This window comes from Yinghuangia soli (genome assembly GCF_021502675.1).
Taxonomy (GTDB): Bacteria; Actinomycetota; Actinomycetes; order Streptomycetales; family Streptomycetaceae; genus Yinghuangia; species Yinghuangia soli.
On the sequence record NZ_JAKFHA010000007.1, the window covers coordinates 20,930 to 37,188 of the forward strand.

The window sequence follows — 16,259 nt, forward strand, 5'->3', positions numbered from 1 at the left end:
GGTCTACCGCTCCCGCTTCGCGATCCGGTCGGAGATGCCCTCGCCGACGATGCCGAAGGCGACGACGGCGACGACGATGGCGGCGCAGGGGGCGAGCGCGGGCATGAACGCGTCCTTGAGGATGGCGCCTTGGCCTTCGTTGACCATGGTCCCCCAGTCCGCGGTGGGCGGCTGGACGCCGAAGCCGAGGAAGGACAGGCCGGCCAGCTCCATGAGCGCGTACCCGAAGCTCACCGTGGACTGCGCCACGATGTTCGGAGTGATGTTCGGCAGCAGGTGCCGGGTGGTCACGCTCCATGCGGACCAGCCCTGCACCCGGTACGACTCGATGTATGGGCGGGCCTTCTCCTGGACCGCGACGCTGCGCACGTACCGCCCGACGTAGGGCGTGTACGCGACCGTCATCGCGATCACCGGAGCGGTCAGCCCGGCCTCGAACACCGCGACGCACAGGATCGCGAGCAGCATCGCCGGGAACGCGAACAGCGCGTCCATGGTGCGCGACAGCAAGCTGTCCACCCAGCCGCCGCGCCACGCGGCGACGAGGCCGAGCGCCGTCCCGAGGACGGTGGACACCGCGACGACCAGCAGCGGGCCGAGCAGCCCGGTACGGGCCCCGTGGATCAGGCGGCTGAGCACGTCGCGGCCGGACTGGTCGGTGCCGAGCCAGTGGTCGGCATCGGAGCCGGCGAGCGAGTTGCCCAGGTCGATCGTCTCGGGGTCGTGCGGCGCGACGAACGGAGCGAAGACCGCGCACAGCGCGAGCAGCACCAGGGTGGCGACCGCTGCGGTGAACAGCGGTCCCTGCGCGGCGAGTCCGCGCATCCAGGCGGTCCCGCGCCGCGGCGGGGCGGCGACCTTTGCCGCCGGGGCGGCGGAGGGGACCCGGGAAGCCGGGGCGGCGGTCATCGCGCACCTCGCCCGGTCAGGCTCAGCCGCGGGTCGATCAGCGGCTGGAGCAGGTCGACGACGAGGTTCACCACCACGAACGTCGCGACGATGAGCAGCGTGAGGGCTTGGACCACGGGGAAGTCCTTGTTGGTCACCGACTTGATGAGCAGGCTGCCGATCCCGTCGACGCTGAAGACGATCTCCACCATGGTGGTCGACACCAGGAGTCCGGCGACCATCGTGCCGATCACCGTGACGACCGGGCCGAGGGCGTTGCGGAGCACGTGCCGGCGCACCACGGCAGCCCCGGCGATGCCGCGCGACCGGGCCGCCTCGACGTGCTCGCGGCCGAGTTCGTCGCGGACCGCGGCGCGGGTCACGCGTGCGACCAGCCCGCCGAAGGCCAGCGCAAGGGCGATCGCGGGCAGGGTCAGGTGCTTCAGGTGGCCGCCGAAGCCCTCGCCGCCGCCGTACGTGGGCCATCCCGCGGTACGGGCCAGCGCGGTGAGCGCGATGGCCGACGCGAATGCCGGCGTCGCGGTGCCGATACCGGTGCCCACGAGCACGGCCCGGTCGGCGAAGCCCGGCTTGAGGCCGGCGAGGATGCCGAGTCCGATGCCGGCCGCGCAGATCAGCAGCGCCGCGTAGCCGACCAGGATCGCGGTCACCGGGAGCTTCTCGGCCACCAGCGTGCCGACGTGCTGGCGGAACTGCACGGAGCGGCCGAAGTCGCCGGTGAGGACTCCGCCCAGCCAGTGGAAGTACTGCGCGAGGAGCGGCTCGTCGAGGCGGTACTGCTCGGTGAGCGCGGCCCGCGCCTCCGGGGTGATCGGCCGGCCCCGCATGAGGAAGGACACCGGGTCGCCCGGGGCCAGGTGCACCGCGCCGAAGACCACGAAGGACGTGGCGAGCAGCACGAGCACCAGGCCCAGGACGCGACCGCCGATGAAGCGGATCATCAGCTCGCGGACCCCAACTGTGCGGCCCACGGGTACGACAGCATCACGGAGAGGACCGGCGTGGCCCCGCTGATCCGCTTGCCCAGGAAGACCGTGTACGGGGTGTCGAACAGCGGGATGGCGGGGAGTTCGCGCACCGCGATCTCCTGCAGCTTCACCGTGAGCGCGGCCCGGGTGATCGGGTCCTGGGCGGCATTCGCCTGCTCGACGAGCTTGTCGTACTCCTCGTTCTTCCAGTCGCCATAATTCGGGAACTGGCCGGACTGCAGGGTCCCGTAGTACTCGAGCGGGTCCGGCGTCATGTTGTAGCCGCTGGTGATCAGGAGGTCGATGCCGGCCCGGGCGGACGGGTCCGTGAACAGCGCGGTGTACGCGTCCGGGGCGATGGCCTTGAGTTCGACGTCGAGGCCGATGTCCTTCCCGGCCTGCCGCAGGGCGTTGGCGCCGATGCTGATCTCGGGCGACACGCTGATGGTCGCCACCACGATCTTCTTGCCCGCCGCACCGGCCTCCTGGACCAGCTTCTTCGCCGCGTCGATGTCGCGGGTCATCGGGGGCAGCGCATCGTGCGCCGCCTTGCCGGTGGTGGGGGCGATGCCCCACGCCTCGGCGGGGGCCGGGGCCTTCGCCGGGACGCCGTAGCCGTTGAGGGCCGCATCCACGACGCCCTTGCGGTCGACCGCCAGCGAAAGCGCCCGGCGGACGCGGACGTCGCCCAGAGCACCGCCGAGGTTGGCGACGTGCGCGTTGTACGTCCCGGAGTTGCCGCCGAAGTACAGCTTCCCCGAGCCGGATGCGGCGAGCTTGTCGTACGAGGTGGCGGGCAGCATGTAGCCGCCGTCGACCTCGCCGGACAGCAGCGCGTTGACGCGTGCGGACGGGTCCTGGATGAAGACCAACTTGAGCTTGTCGACGGCAGGGGTCAGGTTCTTGTCCCAGTAGCCGTCGAACTTCTTGAGGTTGATGGAGTCGCCGGTGCTCCAGCTGTCCAGCGTGTATGGACCGGTGCAGTTGACCTTGCCGGTGGGGTTGCCGTAGTCCTTGCCGGCCTTGGCCAGGTACGCCGCGCTCTCGACGGTGCCCGGGGACGCGGCGAGTTGCTGGTTGAAGAGCACGTTGGGCTTGGTCAGCTTGACGGTCAGCTGCATGGGGCCGGTCTTCGTGACGGAGGCGACGTCCTTGAACGCGCCGACCCAGGCCGAGGCGTTCGCCGGGTCGAGGTGCCGCTGCAGGCTCGCCACCGCGTCGTCGGCGGTCATGGTGGTGCCGTCGTGGAACTTCACGCCCTCGCGCAGCGTGTAGACCCAGGTCAGCGGGTCGGGGTTCTCGAACTTGGCGGCCAGGCCGGGCTGGATGCTGAAGTCCGGGGTGATGCGGAGCAGTTGCTCGCAGACGTTGGCCAGCACGGTGTTGGGCGGGAAGTCGTAGGCGTAGAGGTAGTCGAGCGACTGCGGTTCGGCGAACAGCGCCCAGGTGGCGTCCGCGACCGGCCCCTTGCCGGCCGGAGTGTCGGACGACATCTGGTATTTCCCGGCGCCCGCGCCGGAATCGCCGTTGTCGGAACTCCCCGAGCATGCTGCCGCGGTCATGGCCACGGCCGCGGTGAGCGCGGCTGTTCGAAGCAAACGCACAGGAACCACCTCTTCTGGGGGAAGACGGAGAGAGGGAACGGGAAGGCAGGAGAGCGGGAAGACAGGAGAGCGGTGGAGCGGGAATCGCGGCGGCTCAGGCCGTGAAGACTTCTTCGCCCTGGACGAAAGTGCGGACCACTGCCGTGTCGCCGATCTCCTCGGGCGCGCCGGCGAAGGGATCGCGGTCGAGCACCGCCAGGTCGGCGTACTTGCCGGCCTCGATCGAGCCGGTGACGTCGTCCATGTGGTTCACCCAGGCGGTGCCGAGGGTGTAGGCGCGGAGGACTTCGGCAAGGGTGAGCGCCTGCTCCGGGTAGAACGGCTTGCCGGCCGCGCCGGCCACCGCAAGGTCGCCGCCCGGCGGCAGGCGGTTGACCGCGACGTGCATGCCCCACAGCGGGTTCGGGCTGCTGACCGGCCAATCGCTGCCCGCGACCAGGCGGGCGCCGGCCCGGCGGAGGTCGCCGAACGGGTACTGCTGCGCCGCGCGTTCGGGGCCGAGGAACGGAATGGTGAGCTCGTCCATCTGCGCCTCGTGGACGGCCCACAGCGGCTGGATGTTCGCGGTCGCGCCGAGTCGGGCGAACCGGGGCACGTCGTCGGGGTGGACGACCTGCAGGTGGGCCAGGTGGTGCCGGTTGTCGCGGGGGCCGTTGGCCTCGCCGGCGGCCTGGACGGCGTCGAGGGCCTCGCGGACCGCGCGGTCGCCGAGCGCGTGGAAGTGGATCTGGAAGCCGAGCCGGTCGAGTTCGGCCACCGCCTTCGCGAGCAGGCCGGGGTCGACGAAGCTGAGCCCGGAGTTGGCCGTCGCGCAGCCGCACCGGTCCAGGTAGGGGCTGAGCATGGCGGCGGTGAAGTTCTCCGCGATGCCGTCCTGCATGATCTTGACGGAGGTCGCCGCGAAGCGCCCGGCGCGGCCGTGCAGCCGGCGCTCTTCGAGGTCGGGGATCTGTTCGAGGCCGCGCTCGCGGTCCCACCACAGCGCGCCGACCACCCGCGCGGTCAGCGCCTCCTCCCGGGCGGCGCGCAGGTACACCGGGAGGTTGTCGCAGTTCCCGGCGAACGCGCCGATGATCGCGTCCTGCCAGCCGGTGATGCCGAGCGCGTGCAGGTGCTCCTGGGCGCGCAGCAGCCCCTGGTAGGCCTCGTCGTCACCGGTGGTGGGGACATGCCGGGCGACCAGGTCGACGGCGCCCTCCTGGAGCATGCCGGACGGATGGCCGCCGGGCTCCCGCTCGATCCGGCCGTCCGCGGGGTCGGGCGTGCCGCGGCCGAGGCCGGCGGCCTCCAGCGCCCGGGTATTGACCCAGGCGCCGTGCCCGTCCCGGTTGCGCAGCATCACGGGACGGTCGGGTACGACCGCGTCCAGCGCGTGCCGGCTCGGGACGCCGCCGGGGAAGGCCTCCATCGACCAGCCGCCGCCGAGGATCCACGCGGCCTCGGGGTTGCTCCGTGCATAGGAGCCGATGGCCTCCTGGTACGCGGCCAGGCCGGGCGCCTCCGACAGATCGCAGCGCAGCAGCTGGACGCCGGCCTCCACCGGGTGCATGTGCGAGTCCTGGAAGCCGGGCACCAGCAGCCCGCCGGCCAGGTCGACGACGCGTGTCCCCGGCCCGGCGAGCCCGCGGATCTCCCGGGCGCCGCCGACCGCGGCGATGCGCCCGCCGGCCACCGCCACCGCGGCGTCGACCGGCTCCGCCGCATCGCCGGTGAAGACCCGGCCGCCGGAGAAGACGGTGTCCACCCGCCCCGCTGAACTGCTCATCGCCGCTCCCATGTACCGGCGAGCCGGCCCGGTGCGGCGGCTCGTGCCGGGGAGTCAAACAGCGGCGCAACAGTGATGTCAACAGTGATGCGCAATGTCCTGGCGCGATGGGTAGACTGGCCCCACCATGTCGAGCTCCCCCGCGTCGAACCCGCCCGCGGCCCCCGTGCGCACCAAGCGCGTCGGCCGCCAGCTCACCCCGGACCAGATCGTCGAGGCCAGCCTGCGCATCGCCGCCCGCGGCAGCGCGGACGCCTTCACGATCCGCCGCCTCGGCGACGAACTGGGCAGCGACCCGACGGCGATCTACCGCCACTTCCGGGACAAGGACGAGCTGATGCTCACGGTCGCCGACCGCATGCACGGCGAGGTCCTCGACAACGTCCCCGACGGCCTCGACTGGCGCGACCGCCTCCGCGCGCTCGCCGCCGCCGCGCACGCCGCCGCGGTGAAGTACCCGATCGTCGCGTCGAGTACCGCCAGCCGCACCACGCGCCGCGTCAACGAGTTCCGCATCGTCGAACTCATCCTCGGCGCCCTCGCCGAGGCCGGCCTCGACGGCGCCGACGCCGCGCTGTACTACCGCGTGGTCGGCGACTCGATGCTCGCGTACACCGGCCAGTACGCCGCGTACCTGCTCGTCGAACCGGGCGTGCGCGCATCGGACGAGGCCTCCTGGTCAGGCGAGTACCGACTCGCCGACACGGCCCGCTTCCCGCACATCACCCGGCTCGGCGACGAACTCCCCGCCATCACCCACGAAGCCATCTACGAGGCCCGCTTCGAGGCGCTGATCATCGCGATCGAGCACCTCGCCGCCGAACGCCGCGCCGCCGCCGGGGACGCCGGCACCGCATCCTGACCGGCCCGCGGCCTACGGCCCCACCTGCAGGAACTCCGCCGGCGGCCGGCCGACGGCCCACAAGTCGTTGAACCGGTGGATGCACTGCGCCACCCGCTCGCTGCGCCACACCATCCGCGTCGTGTCGATCACCGGCTGCGCGCTCAGCTCGGGCCGCACCTCGTAGGTCGCCTCGCCGTCGAACACGATGAAGTCGATCATCGTGTCGATGCGGGCCGTCTCCGGGAACGTCGACGTGGTGGCGACCCGTACCTCCACCCCGAGTTCGGCATGCCGGCGGCAGCGCTCCTGGACGCTCGCGTCCTGCGCCTCGGCGTCGTCCGCGACGATGAAGAGCCGGCGCACCCGCACCCCGCGCAGGATCGCCTTGCGCTGCGCGACCAGGTAGCGGCGCCCCAGCTCCGTCGTCCAGAACTCGTAGTCCACCGACGTGCTCGTCGCATCGATCGTGGCACGCGTGACATCAGTCAGCGTCAGCAGCCAGTCGTGGTCCTCGCCCGCATAGTCCACGTGATCCGTCTTCAGGTCCCGCAACAACTGCGTGACGCGCCGGAGTTCGGCCTCCGCGAAGGCATAGATGATGTCCGGCTCGTCGCCCCCGATAGCGGTCGCAGAACGCACCAGATCCGTCAGCGCCTCGGTGGGCAGCGCAGAACCCGATACTTCCCCGAAGAACTTGGTGGCCTCGCTCACCCGCGCGAAACCCGTCTCGACCAGGATTTCCATCCCCGCCGTGTGATGGCCCCACGACGTCGTCATCCCGTCGGCATGCTGCTCCACCGCCAACCCGACCTCACCGAGCCGCCGTTCGAAATCCACCATGTACTGCACGATGAGCGTGGCACCGCCTATGAAGATCGTGATGGTCAGCTGCCACACCTCTTCCTGACCGGTCAGCTCGGTCACCGAATAGGCGATGCCGCCGAACACCACGGCCAGGACGGCCTTCAAGAGAAAGGGCGGTATTGCAGGTGTCTGGCGCATGTCTCCCCCGATGGGATCGCGTGGCGTCGGCCGCCTAATGTCGAGTCAGGTCGTCTCGCAGCAAAGGGATGGCCTGCAAGGCCAGTTGGTCGCGAATACGCTGCACGAGGATGCGCCACTGCGCGGAAAATCCCGGCGTACGCTCCAGCACCTCCCACAGCGGGACGAGCGGCGCCGCCACCCGGACCATGGGCATCCACAAATGCAGCAGATGGTCGACGGCCGGACGCAGCGCCGCGACCGCCTCGGGGCCCGGCACGGACCCCAGCCGGCTGCGCTCGACCATGTGCACCAGAGTCGTCAGCAGCCAGTCGTGCAAGGCAAGGTCCTCGCACAGACCCAGCACGCCCTCGTCGTCGGGATCGGGCACCCGGAGCAGCACCGTACGCAGCCCGTCATCCGCCAACGTGAACCGCTCGATCACCGGCGCGGCCCCCGGATCGCCCCGCAGCGCCGACCAACGCAGCCGCGTACGCCGCGACTTGAACGGCGCCCGCCGGTCCAGCAGCGCATGCGCATGCAGATCGCCGATCAGGCGCTCCGCAACCGCCCCCGGGTCCAACGTCTGCACCCCGCCGGCCCGTCCGTCCAGGAAGCCCGCGGCCGCGTCCCCCTCCTCCAGCCGCCCCGCAGGCTCCACGATGCCCGGCCGCACCAGGTAATGCCCCCACGGCTGCCGGTGCTCCGGCCCCCGCGCGGGCGCCCTGAAGCACGCCGTGGCCTGCAGCACCCGGCCCTCGGTCAGCACCGCCCGCGCCCGCACCGTCCCGACCCCGCGCACCTTCGCCCCCGACTTCGCCGGGAACAAGCAGTCCACACCGGTCAGCAACTCCGGCGAGACCACATGCAGATTCGGCCGGGCCGACAGCGACACCCCCGAATCCGGCCGCAACTGCAGCAACTGCGCAGCCGACGCCGCCGGCAGCGAAGCCGACGTCTGCAGCAGGCAGGTCCGCACCTCCCCGCAGGAGAGCACCCGGACGCCGTCCCCCGTGGCGTCCATCAGGAACCCGAATACAGGACGTAGGCCGCCCGGTCGGCCACCTCCGCAGGGAGCGGAAAGCCCTCCTGCGCGGCACGTTCCGAGACCTGCTCCAGCGCCCTCGGCTCCACCTGCACCCGGCCGAGGACGATGCGCACCGCATGCTCCACGTCCAAGAACCGGTTCGGCAGCACCGAGCACGTCTGGTACGCGGCGAACGGCGCCGCTTCCTCCCGCAGTTGCACCACCGCCGGAAGCGCGTCCCAGTCCCCCGGGAAACCGCCCGCCCACCGCACCGGCGACATCACCGGATCGCCGCGATGCCGCAGCAGCCCGAGCCGCGCCAACTGCCACACCGCGGCCAGGAACGCACACGACCAGGTCCGGCGCTGCCCCCGGTCGTCCCACAACTCGACGTCGGTGAACACCGAATGGCGCCGCGCACCGACCTCGGACGGCGGGCTCCAGGCCGGCACGCCGCTCATCGCCTCCAGGGCGTCGACGGCCGGGGTGCGCTCGCCGTTGCACATCCAGCCCACCTCGCGCACCGGCGGCCGCGAACCGTTGCTGCCCGGCGGCGGCGCCTCGACGAGCCGGGCCAGAACCGACGCGGCCAGCTCGACACCGTCCGCCCGCGCGCACCCCGACTCGCGGGCCAGATAGTCGATGCGCAGGCCGGCCGCCTCGGCCTCGGCCAGCACCATCGGGACCAACTCGGCCGGCGAGGAGTACCGGGTGAAGTAGTCGTCCACGAGAAAGCACGTGCTGATCCGCGGCCGGCCCCGCGGCAGCTGCGCCGCGGTCATCGCGGTGACCGCGTCCGCCCACGGCCGGACCCGGCCGAAATGGGCGCGCAGCCGCTCCGGGCCGGCCGCGAAGTCGTCCATGTACAGATGGCCGAGTTCGAGGGAGACATGCGCGAGGGGCACCGCCGCGACCCGCGGCTCGGCCGTCGTCTCGTGGAACACGGTCTCCACTACGGCGACCTCCACATCTCGTCGTCGAACAGCGCCTTCGACAATTCCTCGAGAGCAAGCCAGGTCTCGATGTTGGCGACGCCGCTGCCCGGCGTGACGTCGTCTATGGTGATCAGCTGCTCGCGCCACTGCAGCACCGGTTCGAGCGGCACCGCCCCCAGCTTGCGGGTGTTGCCGATCCCGTGCTCCGCGGCCAGCTCCCGCAGTTGCTCGTTGCACGCCCGCATCCACGACGCCTGCTCCAGCGGCACGGACGCCCACAGCGCCCCATCGGGATCCGGCACCGCGGCCCGCACCGGGCGTATCGCCGCGGCGAGTTCATCCTTGTCGTGCCCCCGCGCGGCACCCGCCTCCAGGATCCCGCGCGCACCGAACATCAGGCCCGCAGCGGCGATCACATGCTGGCGCGTCCAGCGGTGGAACACCATCCACCGGCTGGTCACCTGCTTCAACTCGGGCCGGGCGGTGACCTCCAGGACCATGTCCATCGCATACGAACGGCCCGCGCTGAGATCGACCAGCACCACGTCGAACTCCTCCTCCAGCCGCAGGAAGAGGGTCACGCAGCGGCGCACCGTCTCGCGCCCGATCACGAACTCGCCGCCGCCGCGGTCGCCCGGGAACAGCGCCAGACGCCCCGCATTGACCGGCTGATTGCGCAGCACGCGGTGCTCGGTCTCCGCCCATACGTCGATCCGGCGCGGCTCCGTCACCCCGCCCTGCAAATACGAGTGCAGGCCGTTCCCGTCGATACCGCGCAACGCACTGGGGACGTCGAAGACCGCCGCCGCGGTGGGCGAGCCGAAGTCGAAGTCCAGGTAGCAGACGTCGCGTCCGTTGACCGCGCACTGGTACGCGATGTTGGCACTGGTCACCGAACGGCCGGTGCCGCCTTTGTCCGACGCAGCGAAGACGAGCACCGGTCACACCCCCCGGGACGCGACCTGCCGACCCACCGCCAGCTTGTCCAGATCACCGAGGACCAGCAGCGCCAATGCGCAGGCGGTGCCCGGCTGTTCGTCGACGATCGTCTGGGCCCGGCGCAGCCGCACCTCGACCTGCTTGAGCGCCAGGTGCCGCGTGCTGTCCTCGACCGAGGTCGGCTCCATCAGCTCGTTGCCGTACAACTGCCCGGCCTCGCTCAGCAGCGCATCGGCCATGCCGGTCAACTCCGCGCTGCGGATGGGACTCTGCCCGTACAGCTGGCGAGCCGCGACCATGCTCTCGACCACGCGCTCGGTGGTGCTCCACGACAACTTGCGGTCCAGCTTGGGCGAGACCGGGAAGCTCACGTGCACGTCGTCCCACAGTCGCGTGCCCACACCGTCCTTGATGCGGCGGGCCCACAAGTGGTCGAGGGTCCGCTCGGCCAACTGCATGAGCCGCTCGCGCGACGCGAGGTTCCGGGACAGCCCGCACAGCTGGATGGTCCGCTTCAGCAACTGCGCGGAGAAGTCGGTCAGTGCCCACTGCATCGGCGGACCGAGCGTCTCGCTGCCGAGCAGGTTCAACCGGACCCCGGGATTGTGCAGCGCCACCACCGGGTCGTTGTCCATGGGACGGCTGGTCACCCGGCCGCGCTCGGCCAGCCGCTCCATGATCGCCACGGTTCTGGTCAGGTCGTCGTCGGTGGCTTTGCGGCGGACCAGGTCCTGGATCACGATCGCGGCGACCGAGAGACTGAAGTACTCCGACTCCAACTGCTGGCCGGTCGTCCGCCAGGGGATGTCCTCCAGCGGCCACGTGCCCTCGCCGAAGCGCGCCACGATCGACCAGTACTGCTGGGTGATCTCCCAGCGCAGGCGCAGCGCCTCCGCCAGCCGCTGCTGCTCCGCGTTGAGCAGACCGAGGATGAGCGTGCGCTCCGAATACAGGTCGGCGATGCCGTCCAGCGCCACCACCGAGAAGTACAGGTACGGAGTCGCCAGCGCCACGCCCTTGGGCTGGCCGCCGATCGCCTCCTCGGTGTCCACCTCGGGCGCGTCCGCCACCACGCTCCACGACCAGCCGCACTCGAACAGCTGGTTGTCGTCCTCCAGCACCCCGGCCACGTCCAGACCGAGGACCAGGCGGTCCCGGATGGTGGCGCGCAGCGGGCGCAGGCGGCGCTGGAACTGCTGCATCAGCAGCCGGTCCCCTGGCCGACCCCGGGTGACGAGACCGCTCAGCGCCTTGCCCTGCGGCGACTCCGACTCGAACACGTTCACCGTGAAACTGCGCAGCAGGCTCACCATCGCCGCGGTCAGGCGCAGCGAGATGGCCTCCCGTAACGCCTCGGCCTTCTCCTGGACCTCGGTCCGCCGCGGCTTCGCCAGGTACACCTTGAGGAAGCCGAGCGTGGCGAGCCCCAGCGTGATGGCCATGGAATAGGCGTCCGTCACGCCCAGTTCGCGCTGCGCCTCGGTCAGCGAGTCGGCCTTCTTCTCGGGCGAGAAGTAGTAACCGCCGGAGAAGGTCGGGACGCCGTCCTCGTCGGTGTGCTGCTCGACGTACTCGCTGAGCGCGTCGATGAGCTTGAGCGGGATCTCGCTGCGCCCGCCGAGGACGCGCACCGCTTCCAGGACGTCCCGGTCGGTGGTGTCCGGATCGTCCAGCCGGAACGCGGGGACCTCGGTGGCGGGATACATGATGCAGAGCAGGCGCTCGGCGTCCGCGACGCTGCTCGGCGTGGCGTTGTCGTCCCACAGCCATTCGCCGCCGACGTACGACTGCCGGGCGACCGCCTGCCAAATCTCCAACAGCTGCTGGCGCGGCTGGATCCGCATCCCGTTCCCCTTATGAAGATGTCCTGCCGTGGTCAGGAATTGGACGCGCTCCGCCCGCAGGCCAACAGCATTCCCGTATATCCGGTGCGCAACCGCCGTCCCGGAATGGGAATCTCGATGATCGTGGTGGCCGTCGGATCGACGTACTTGACGAGGCTCTCCCCGACCTGATTCCGGTCCACCGGATAGGCGGGGAACTTCTGGCCGGCCACCTCATAGCCGCTGGAGTTCTCCATGAACGCCGCGGCAAACGGCGCGCCGGGATTCAGGCAGCCCAGGAATTTCGCGACGGCTTCCTCGAATTCGTGGCGGACCGTGGACATCGACTCGGCGACGAAGAACATCGTCCCGATGTCCCAGCGCTCCGCCGCGGCGCCGCCGCGCTCCTCGGCCAGGTCGAACAGGTCGCCCTGCCGGACCTCGGCGCGCTCCCGGAAGCAGGCCCGGGGGTCGCCGACCGCCTGGTACCCGGCATCGGCGGACAGGACCGACCAGAACTGGTCCCAGCCCGCGCCGTATTCGGCGATCTGGCCGCGCAGCCACGTGACGTTGGTCTGCGCCCGCTCGTACAGCAGGATCTCGTCGCACCACGGCAGCATCGACAGCGCCGGGTAGAGGTTGGCCCCGGCCCCGACGTCGATGCCCTTGAGCCCGGCCGGCCGGCCCCCCGGGAAACACGCGGCGAAGTGATCGCGGACCGCGGCAATGATCTGCCGGTCGTCTTCGCGCAGAGTCCGATAATTATGATCAAGATATGATCGCGAATCGAACCTGTCCCAGGGTGCTTCCCGGTTGAGGGTCCGCGTTTTTCCGGCAGCCGAGTGCAGCATCTTCTCATGCTAGCGCGGAAGCACTTCACCAGCCGATGGAAGTGCCTCGCCACGGCGCGCCCGCCGAACGGAAGATCGAATTCCGTATCACCACCGTTCCGGCAATCCGGACCAGCCGGATCACCCATGCCCTTCTGGACATGGCGACATTCACCGCGTAGACCTTTAACCCACGGGTTGTTGCACGATGCACCCGATTGCACCGGTGCCCGCGACTCCGAGGGAGAGGCATGAACCCCCTTGCCGACGATCGTTTCCGCAAGGCGGGCACGTCCCGCTCCTTCACCGCGGCCGCCCGCACCCGCGCCGGCCTGCGCACCGTCGAGGAGCACGAACTCCCCGACCTGGCCGGCCTGGACATGGAGATATTCGCCGGCGACGCCTACCCGTACTTCGTCCTGCGCCAGCTCTTCGACGTGCACGGCGACCGCCTCAAGGTCGTCGACGACGGCTCCGAACTGTGCGGCTACGTCCTCGTCGCGACCCGCCAGGGCGGCAACCGCAGTTGGATCCTCGGCCTCGGCACCCGCAAACGCTGCCGCGGCCTCGGCTACGGCCGCCGCCTCATGGCCGAGGCCGTCCGCATGTGCGCCGCCGACGGCGTCCACGAGGTCCGCCTCACCGTCGACCCCGCCAACACCGCGGCCGTCCAGCTCTACGAGTCCTTCGGCTTCGCCCGCGACCACCACCGCGACGACTACTTCGGCCCCGGCGAATCCCGCCTGATCATGACCCTCACCCTGGCCCGCCCCACCCCGGACCGGCAGCCCCCCTGATCCGCTCCCGCTCATCCGCCCCGCCCGACGCGCCGCCCCCGAATCCCGCGACATCGTCAAGCAAAGGCCTGTTAGCGATCAGAACCGATCACCGAATCCGCCAAGAACACAAGCAACTTGCCCCCGCAAGATCACCTCTGACCCCACTCCGCCCACGCTCCGCGCCGACACGGCGCACCGACCCGGGCGGCCCGCTCCCGCGCACGCCCCCGGCACGCAAAAGCCCCCGCCCGGGAAATCCCAGGTCGGGGGCTGTTCGGCGGTGGGCACGATCGGACTCGAACCGATGACCCCTGCTTTGTAAGAGCAGTGCTCTAACCAACTGAGCTACGCGCCCGCTTACGGACAGTGTCTGCCGCGCGAGGGGGACAGCCTACCGAATCGGTGTGCGTGCCTGCGCACCTGTTTCACGGGAGCCGGGGCGGTGCCCTCCCGCGGGGGTGGGGGCGGACCTGGGAGGATGGGGGCGGCAGTCCGCGGGCGGCGACGGGAGCGGGAGTGGCACTCGGGTCGGTACGGCACCGGTTCGGTTACGGGGCCGCTTTGCTCTGGCCCTGCGTCGTGTTGCTTCCGGTGCTGCTGCCCGCGGCGTTCGCGGGTGGCGAGACGCGGCCGTGGCGGCGGCGCCGGGAGGCGGCGCGGGCGGCGGCGACCGGGGCGCGCGAGGCGGCCGGGGAGGCGTTCCTGCGGCTCGACACCGCGCAGCGGGATCTGCGGATCTCGCTGGAGACCGTGCGGGCGGTGGAGCCGTCCGAGGCGAGCGAGGCCGCGCTGGGCCGGTTCGCGGCGCTGAGCGATGCGGTGGACGAGGCCAGTGCGGCGTATATCGCGCAGATGGACCGGCACCCGCTCGACGGCGAGGGCCTGGAGACCGACGACTACGAGGCGGCCCGGCGCGATCTGGACGCGGTGGCGCGGCGGCTCGACGACGTGGGCAAGGAGCTGGAGCGGTTCGCCGGTTCGCTCGGGCCGATGATCGCGCGGGCCGATGCGGCGCTTGCGCAGCTGCCGCCGAAGACCGAGCACGCCCGGCAGACCGTGCGCGCCGCGGAGGCGGCGGTGCACGCCGCGGTACGCGAGGGCCTGGCGCCCGCGGCGTACGCGGCGCGGCTAGGGGCGGTGCAGGCCGAGCTGGCCGAGTTGGACAAAGGGGCCGCGGTGCACGGCGTGGCCGGCACGCTCGCGCTGGCGGCCCGGGTGGGCGAGGCCGCGCAGGCGCTGTACGAGGAGGCCGACCGGCTGCCCCGGCTGCGCGACGACGTCACCAAGCGGCTGTCCTCGCTGCGTACGCGCGCCCAGGCGGTGACGTCGCGCGCGGAGAATCTGGAGCCCGCGCTCAGCCGTCTGCGGCAGGGGTACAGCGCGGCCTGCTGGACGGACCTGACCGGCGCGGAGGCCGCGGTGGCGCGGGCCGTGCAGGTCGCGCAGGCGCGGATCGACGAGGCCGGCACCGCGGCGGCGGACCGCGAGTGGGCGGACGCGGTCAGCCGGTTGGGCACCGCGCGCGCCGAGCTCAACCATGCGGACGAGGCGATGGCCTCGGTGCACGACCGGCTGCGCGACCTCGACGATGTGGCCCGCGACCCGGCCGCGGAGATCGAGCGCACCCGGTTCGCGCTGCGCGACGCCCAGCGGCTCGCGGTGGCCGGCCGGGCGAACGCCGAGGCGAAGTACGCGCGCAGCCTGGACGCCCTGGTCTTCCGCCTGGAGGCGGCCGGCGAGCGGCTCGACGCCCCGCACCCGGACTGGTGGCATTTCCTGTCCGAGACGCGGGCGATCCGTGCCGAAGTGGCGCGCGTGGTGCAGCAGATCCGGGACGACCGGGCGGGCGGGAGCGGCAGCCGGCCCTGACGGGGAGCGGGTCCGGGGCCGGGTCTTCAGACGGGCTCGGGCGGGCTCGGGCGGGCCCGCGCAGGTGGCGTGATCTCCACCACAAGCCAAAGAACAAATGTGGACATTTGCCGCAGAGTTCTCGACAGCCGGTCAGCCGTCGGCAACCCGGGGCGACGATTCCGACAATCCGCCGAAGACCCCCTGCCAAATACCGCGATCCGACGTTTAAGGTTTCCAGACCGCGGTACGGCAGGGCCTTTGGTCCCGTCGTAGGGGACCCCCGTCCCTATGCCGCGGATGCCGCTCCTCGTCGGCGCGCCGGCGCCCCGCCGCCCCCGCAGCTGGGCCGTCCCCCGCCCGACGTCACCTCTTGTGCCGCCCCGCGCCACCGGGACGGCCCGCGACACCTCGGGGACGTGTAATGCCCGTGATGCTGATTCCGATGCTCGCCTTCGTCGCGCTCGCCGCCGCGCCCTGCGTGGCCGCCCTGCGCCGCACCCCGAAGGTCGCCGGCACCCACAAGATGCCGCTGCACACCTCGGATCTGCACGATGTACGGCGCATGCTGCACACCGCCTACGAGGAGGAGCGCGACCTGCTCCACGAGCAGGCCGTCCGCTGGCTCAACTCGCTCGGCCGCGGTCCGCTGCGGGTGACCGACGCCCACCCGGCCCCGCGCGGCCGCGGCGGCGACACCGTCATCCTGAGCGACGGCACCGTGCTGTGCCTGTCCGCGACCGGTGTGATCCACGAACTCACCGGTGCCCTGGACCGGTTCACCGAAGTCGCGCTCACCCGGGTGCGGGCCGCCCGGGACGGCTTCGAGCTGACCTTCGACATCGAGGGCCGCCCGGTGCACGCCGCCGCCGAGCTCCTCACCGTGCGCGGCGCCGACGTCTGACCGCGCCGCTCCGACCGCGCCGCAACGCGAAGGGCCGGATCCGACACTGTCGGATCCGGCCCCTCGCGGTGGGCGGTGCCGCCGGCCCCGACGGGGCGGGGGC

At 71.5% G+C, this 16,259-nt stretch carries 14 protein-coding genes and 1 tRNA gene; 4 read left to right on the forward strand and 11 right to left on the reverse strand.

The genetic code is table 11. The annotated features are described in order from the left end of the window. Positions 1-3: 3 nt before the first annotated feature. The 4 genes from LZ495_RS14755 to LZ495_RS14770 form a co-directional block, all read right to left on the reverse strand. Positions 4-909, reverse strand: a complete 906-nt coding sequence (locus tag LZ495_RS14755) for an ABC transporter permease (RefSeq protein ID WP_235052645.1) — start codon at positions 907-909, stop codon at positions 4-6. Continuing rightward, complete coding sequence (locus LZ495_RS14760) at positions 906-1,880, reverse strand: ABC transporter permease (protein ID WP_308268119.1); 975 nt, start codon at positions 1,878-1,880, stop codon at positions 906-908. Before LZ495_RS14760 ends, LZ495_RS14755 begins: the two co-directional genes overlap by 4 nt. Then, positions 1,850-3,481, reverse strand: coding sequence for an ABC transporter substrate-binding protein (locus tag LZ495_RS14765; protein ID WP_235052646.1), 1,632 nt, complete (start codon positions 3,479-3,481; stop codon positions 1,850-1,852). Before LZ495_RS14765 ends, LZ495_RS14760 begins: the two co-directional genes overlap by 31 nt. Positions 3,482-3,575: 94 nt before the next feature. Further along, complete coding sequence (locus LZ495_RS14770) at positions 3,576-5,246, reverse strand: amidohydrolase (protein WP_235052647.1); 1,671 nt, start codon at positions 5,244-5,246, stop codon at positions 3,576-3,578. A 127-nt stretch (positions 5,247-5,373) separates the two neighbouring features. On the opposite strand from LZ495_RS14770, the gene LZ495_RS14775 reads away from it, so the two are divergent. Further along, positions 5,374-6,108 (forward strand): TetR/AcrR family transcriptional regulator, encoded by a 735-nt coding sequence (locus tag LZ495_RS14775; protein ID WP_235052648.1) that lies wholly within the window; start codon positions 5,374-5,376, stop codon positions 6,106-6,108. A 12-nt stretch (positions 6,109-6,120) separates the two neighbouring features. Here LZ495_RS14775 and LZ495_RS14780 read toward each other — a convergent pair whose 3' ends face one another. The 6 genes from LZ495_RS14780 to LZ495_RS14805 form a co-directional block, all read right to left on the reverse strand. Next, on the reverse strand, positions 6,121-7,059 hold the full coding sequence (locus tag LZ495_RS14780; RefSeq protein ID WP_235052649.1) for a DUF6879 family protein: 939 nt from the start codon (positions 7,057-7,059) through the stop codon (positions 6,121-6,123). A gap of 67 nt (positions 7,060-7,126) precedes the next feature. Further along, on the reverse strand, positions 7,127-8,095 hold the full coding sequence (locus LZ495_RS14785; RefSeq protein WP_235052650.1) for an SCO2521 family protein: 969 nt from the start codon (positions 8,093-8,095) through the stop codon (positions 7,127-7,129). Further along, a complete protein-coding gene (locus LZ495_RS14790; protein WP_235052651.1) occupies positions 8,095-9,066 on the reverse strand; it encodes an SCO2522 family protein in 972 nt (323 codons plus the stop codon). The genes LZ495_RS14785 and LZ495_RS14790 overlap by 1 nt, the downstream gene beginning before the upstream one ends. Further along, entirely contained in the window at positions 9,051-9,971 is a 921-nt protein-coding gene (locus tag LZ495_RS14795; protein WP_235052652.1) for an SCO2523 family variant P-loop protein, read from the reverse strand. Before LZ495_RS14795 ends, LZ495_RS14790 begins: the two co-directional genes overlap by 16 nt. Positions 9,972-9,974: 3 nt before the next feature. After that, complete coding sequence (locus tag LZ495_RS14800; RefSeq protein ID WP_235052653.1) at positions 9,975-11,816, reverse strand: SCO2524 family protein; 1,842 nt, start codon at positions 11,814-11,816, stop codon at positions 9,975-9,977. 32 nt (positions 11,817-11,848) lie between these two features. Then, a complete protein-coding gene (locus tag LZ495_RS14805; RefSeq protein WP_235052654.1) occupies positions 11,849-12,646 on the reverse strand; it encodes an SCO2525 family SAM-dependent methyltransferase in 798 nt (265 codons plus the stop codon). A gap of 230 nt (positions 12,647-12,876) precedes the next feature. Between LZ495_RS14805 and LZ495_RS14810 the strand changes: the two genes are divergently transcribed. Further along, positions 12,877-13,422, forward strand: a complete 546-nt coding sequence (locus LZ495_RS14810; RefSeq protein WP_235052655.1) for a GNAT family N-acetyltransferase — start codon at positions 12,877-12,879, stop codon at positions 13,420-13,422. A 263-nt stretch (positions 13,423-13,685) separates the two neighbouring features. Here LZ495_RS14810 and LZ495_RS14815 read toward each other — a convergent pair. After that, a tRNA-Val gene (locus LZ495_RS14815) sits at positions 13,686-13,759 on the reverse strand. A gap of 224 nt (positions 13,760-13,983) precedes the next feature. On the opposite strand from LZ495_RS14815, the gene LZ495_RS14820 reads away from it, so the two are divergent. Together LZ495_RS14820 and LZ495_RS14825 are read left to right on the forward strand one after the other, a co-directional pair. Then, positions 13,984-15,273: a hypothetical protein gene (locus LZ495_RS14820; protein ID WP_235052656.1), complete on the forward strand. Its 1,290-nt coding sequence runs from the start codon at positions 13,984-13,986 to the stop codon at positions 15,271-15,273. Between the two features lie 412 nt (positions 15,274-15,685). After that, positions 15,686-16,156 (forward strand): hypothetical protein, encoded by a 471-nt coding sequence (locus LZ495_RS14825; RefSeq protein WP_235052657.1) that lies wholly within the window; start codon positions 15,686-15,688, stop codon positions 16,154-16,156. Positions 16,157-16,259 lie beyond the last annotated feature (103 nt).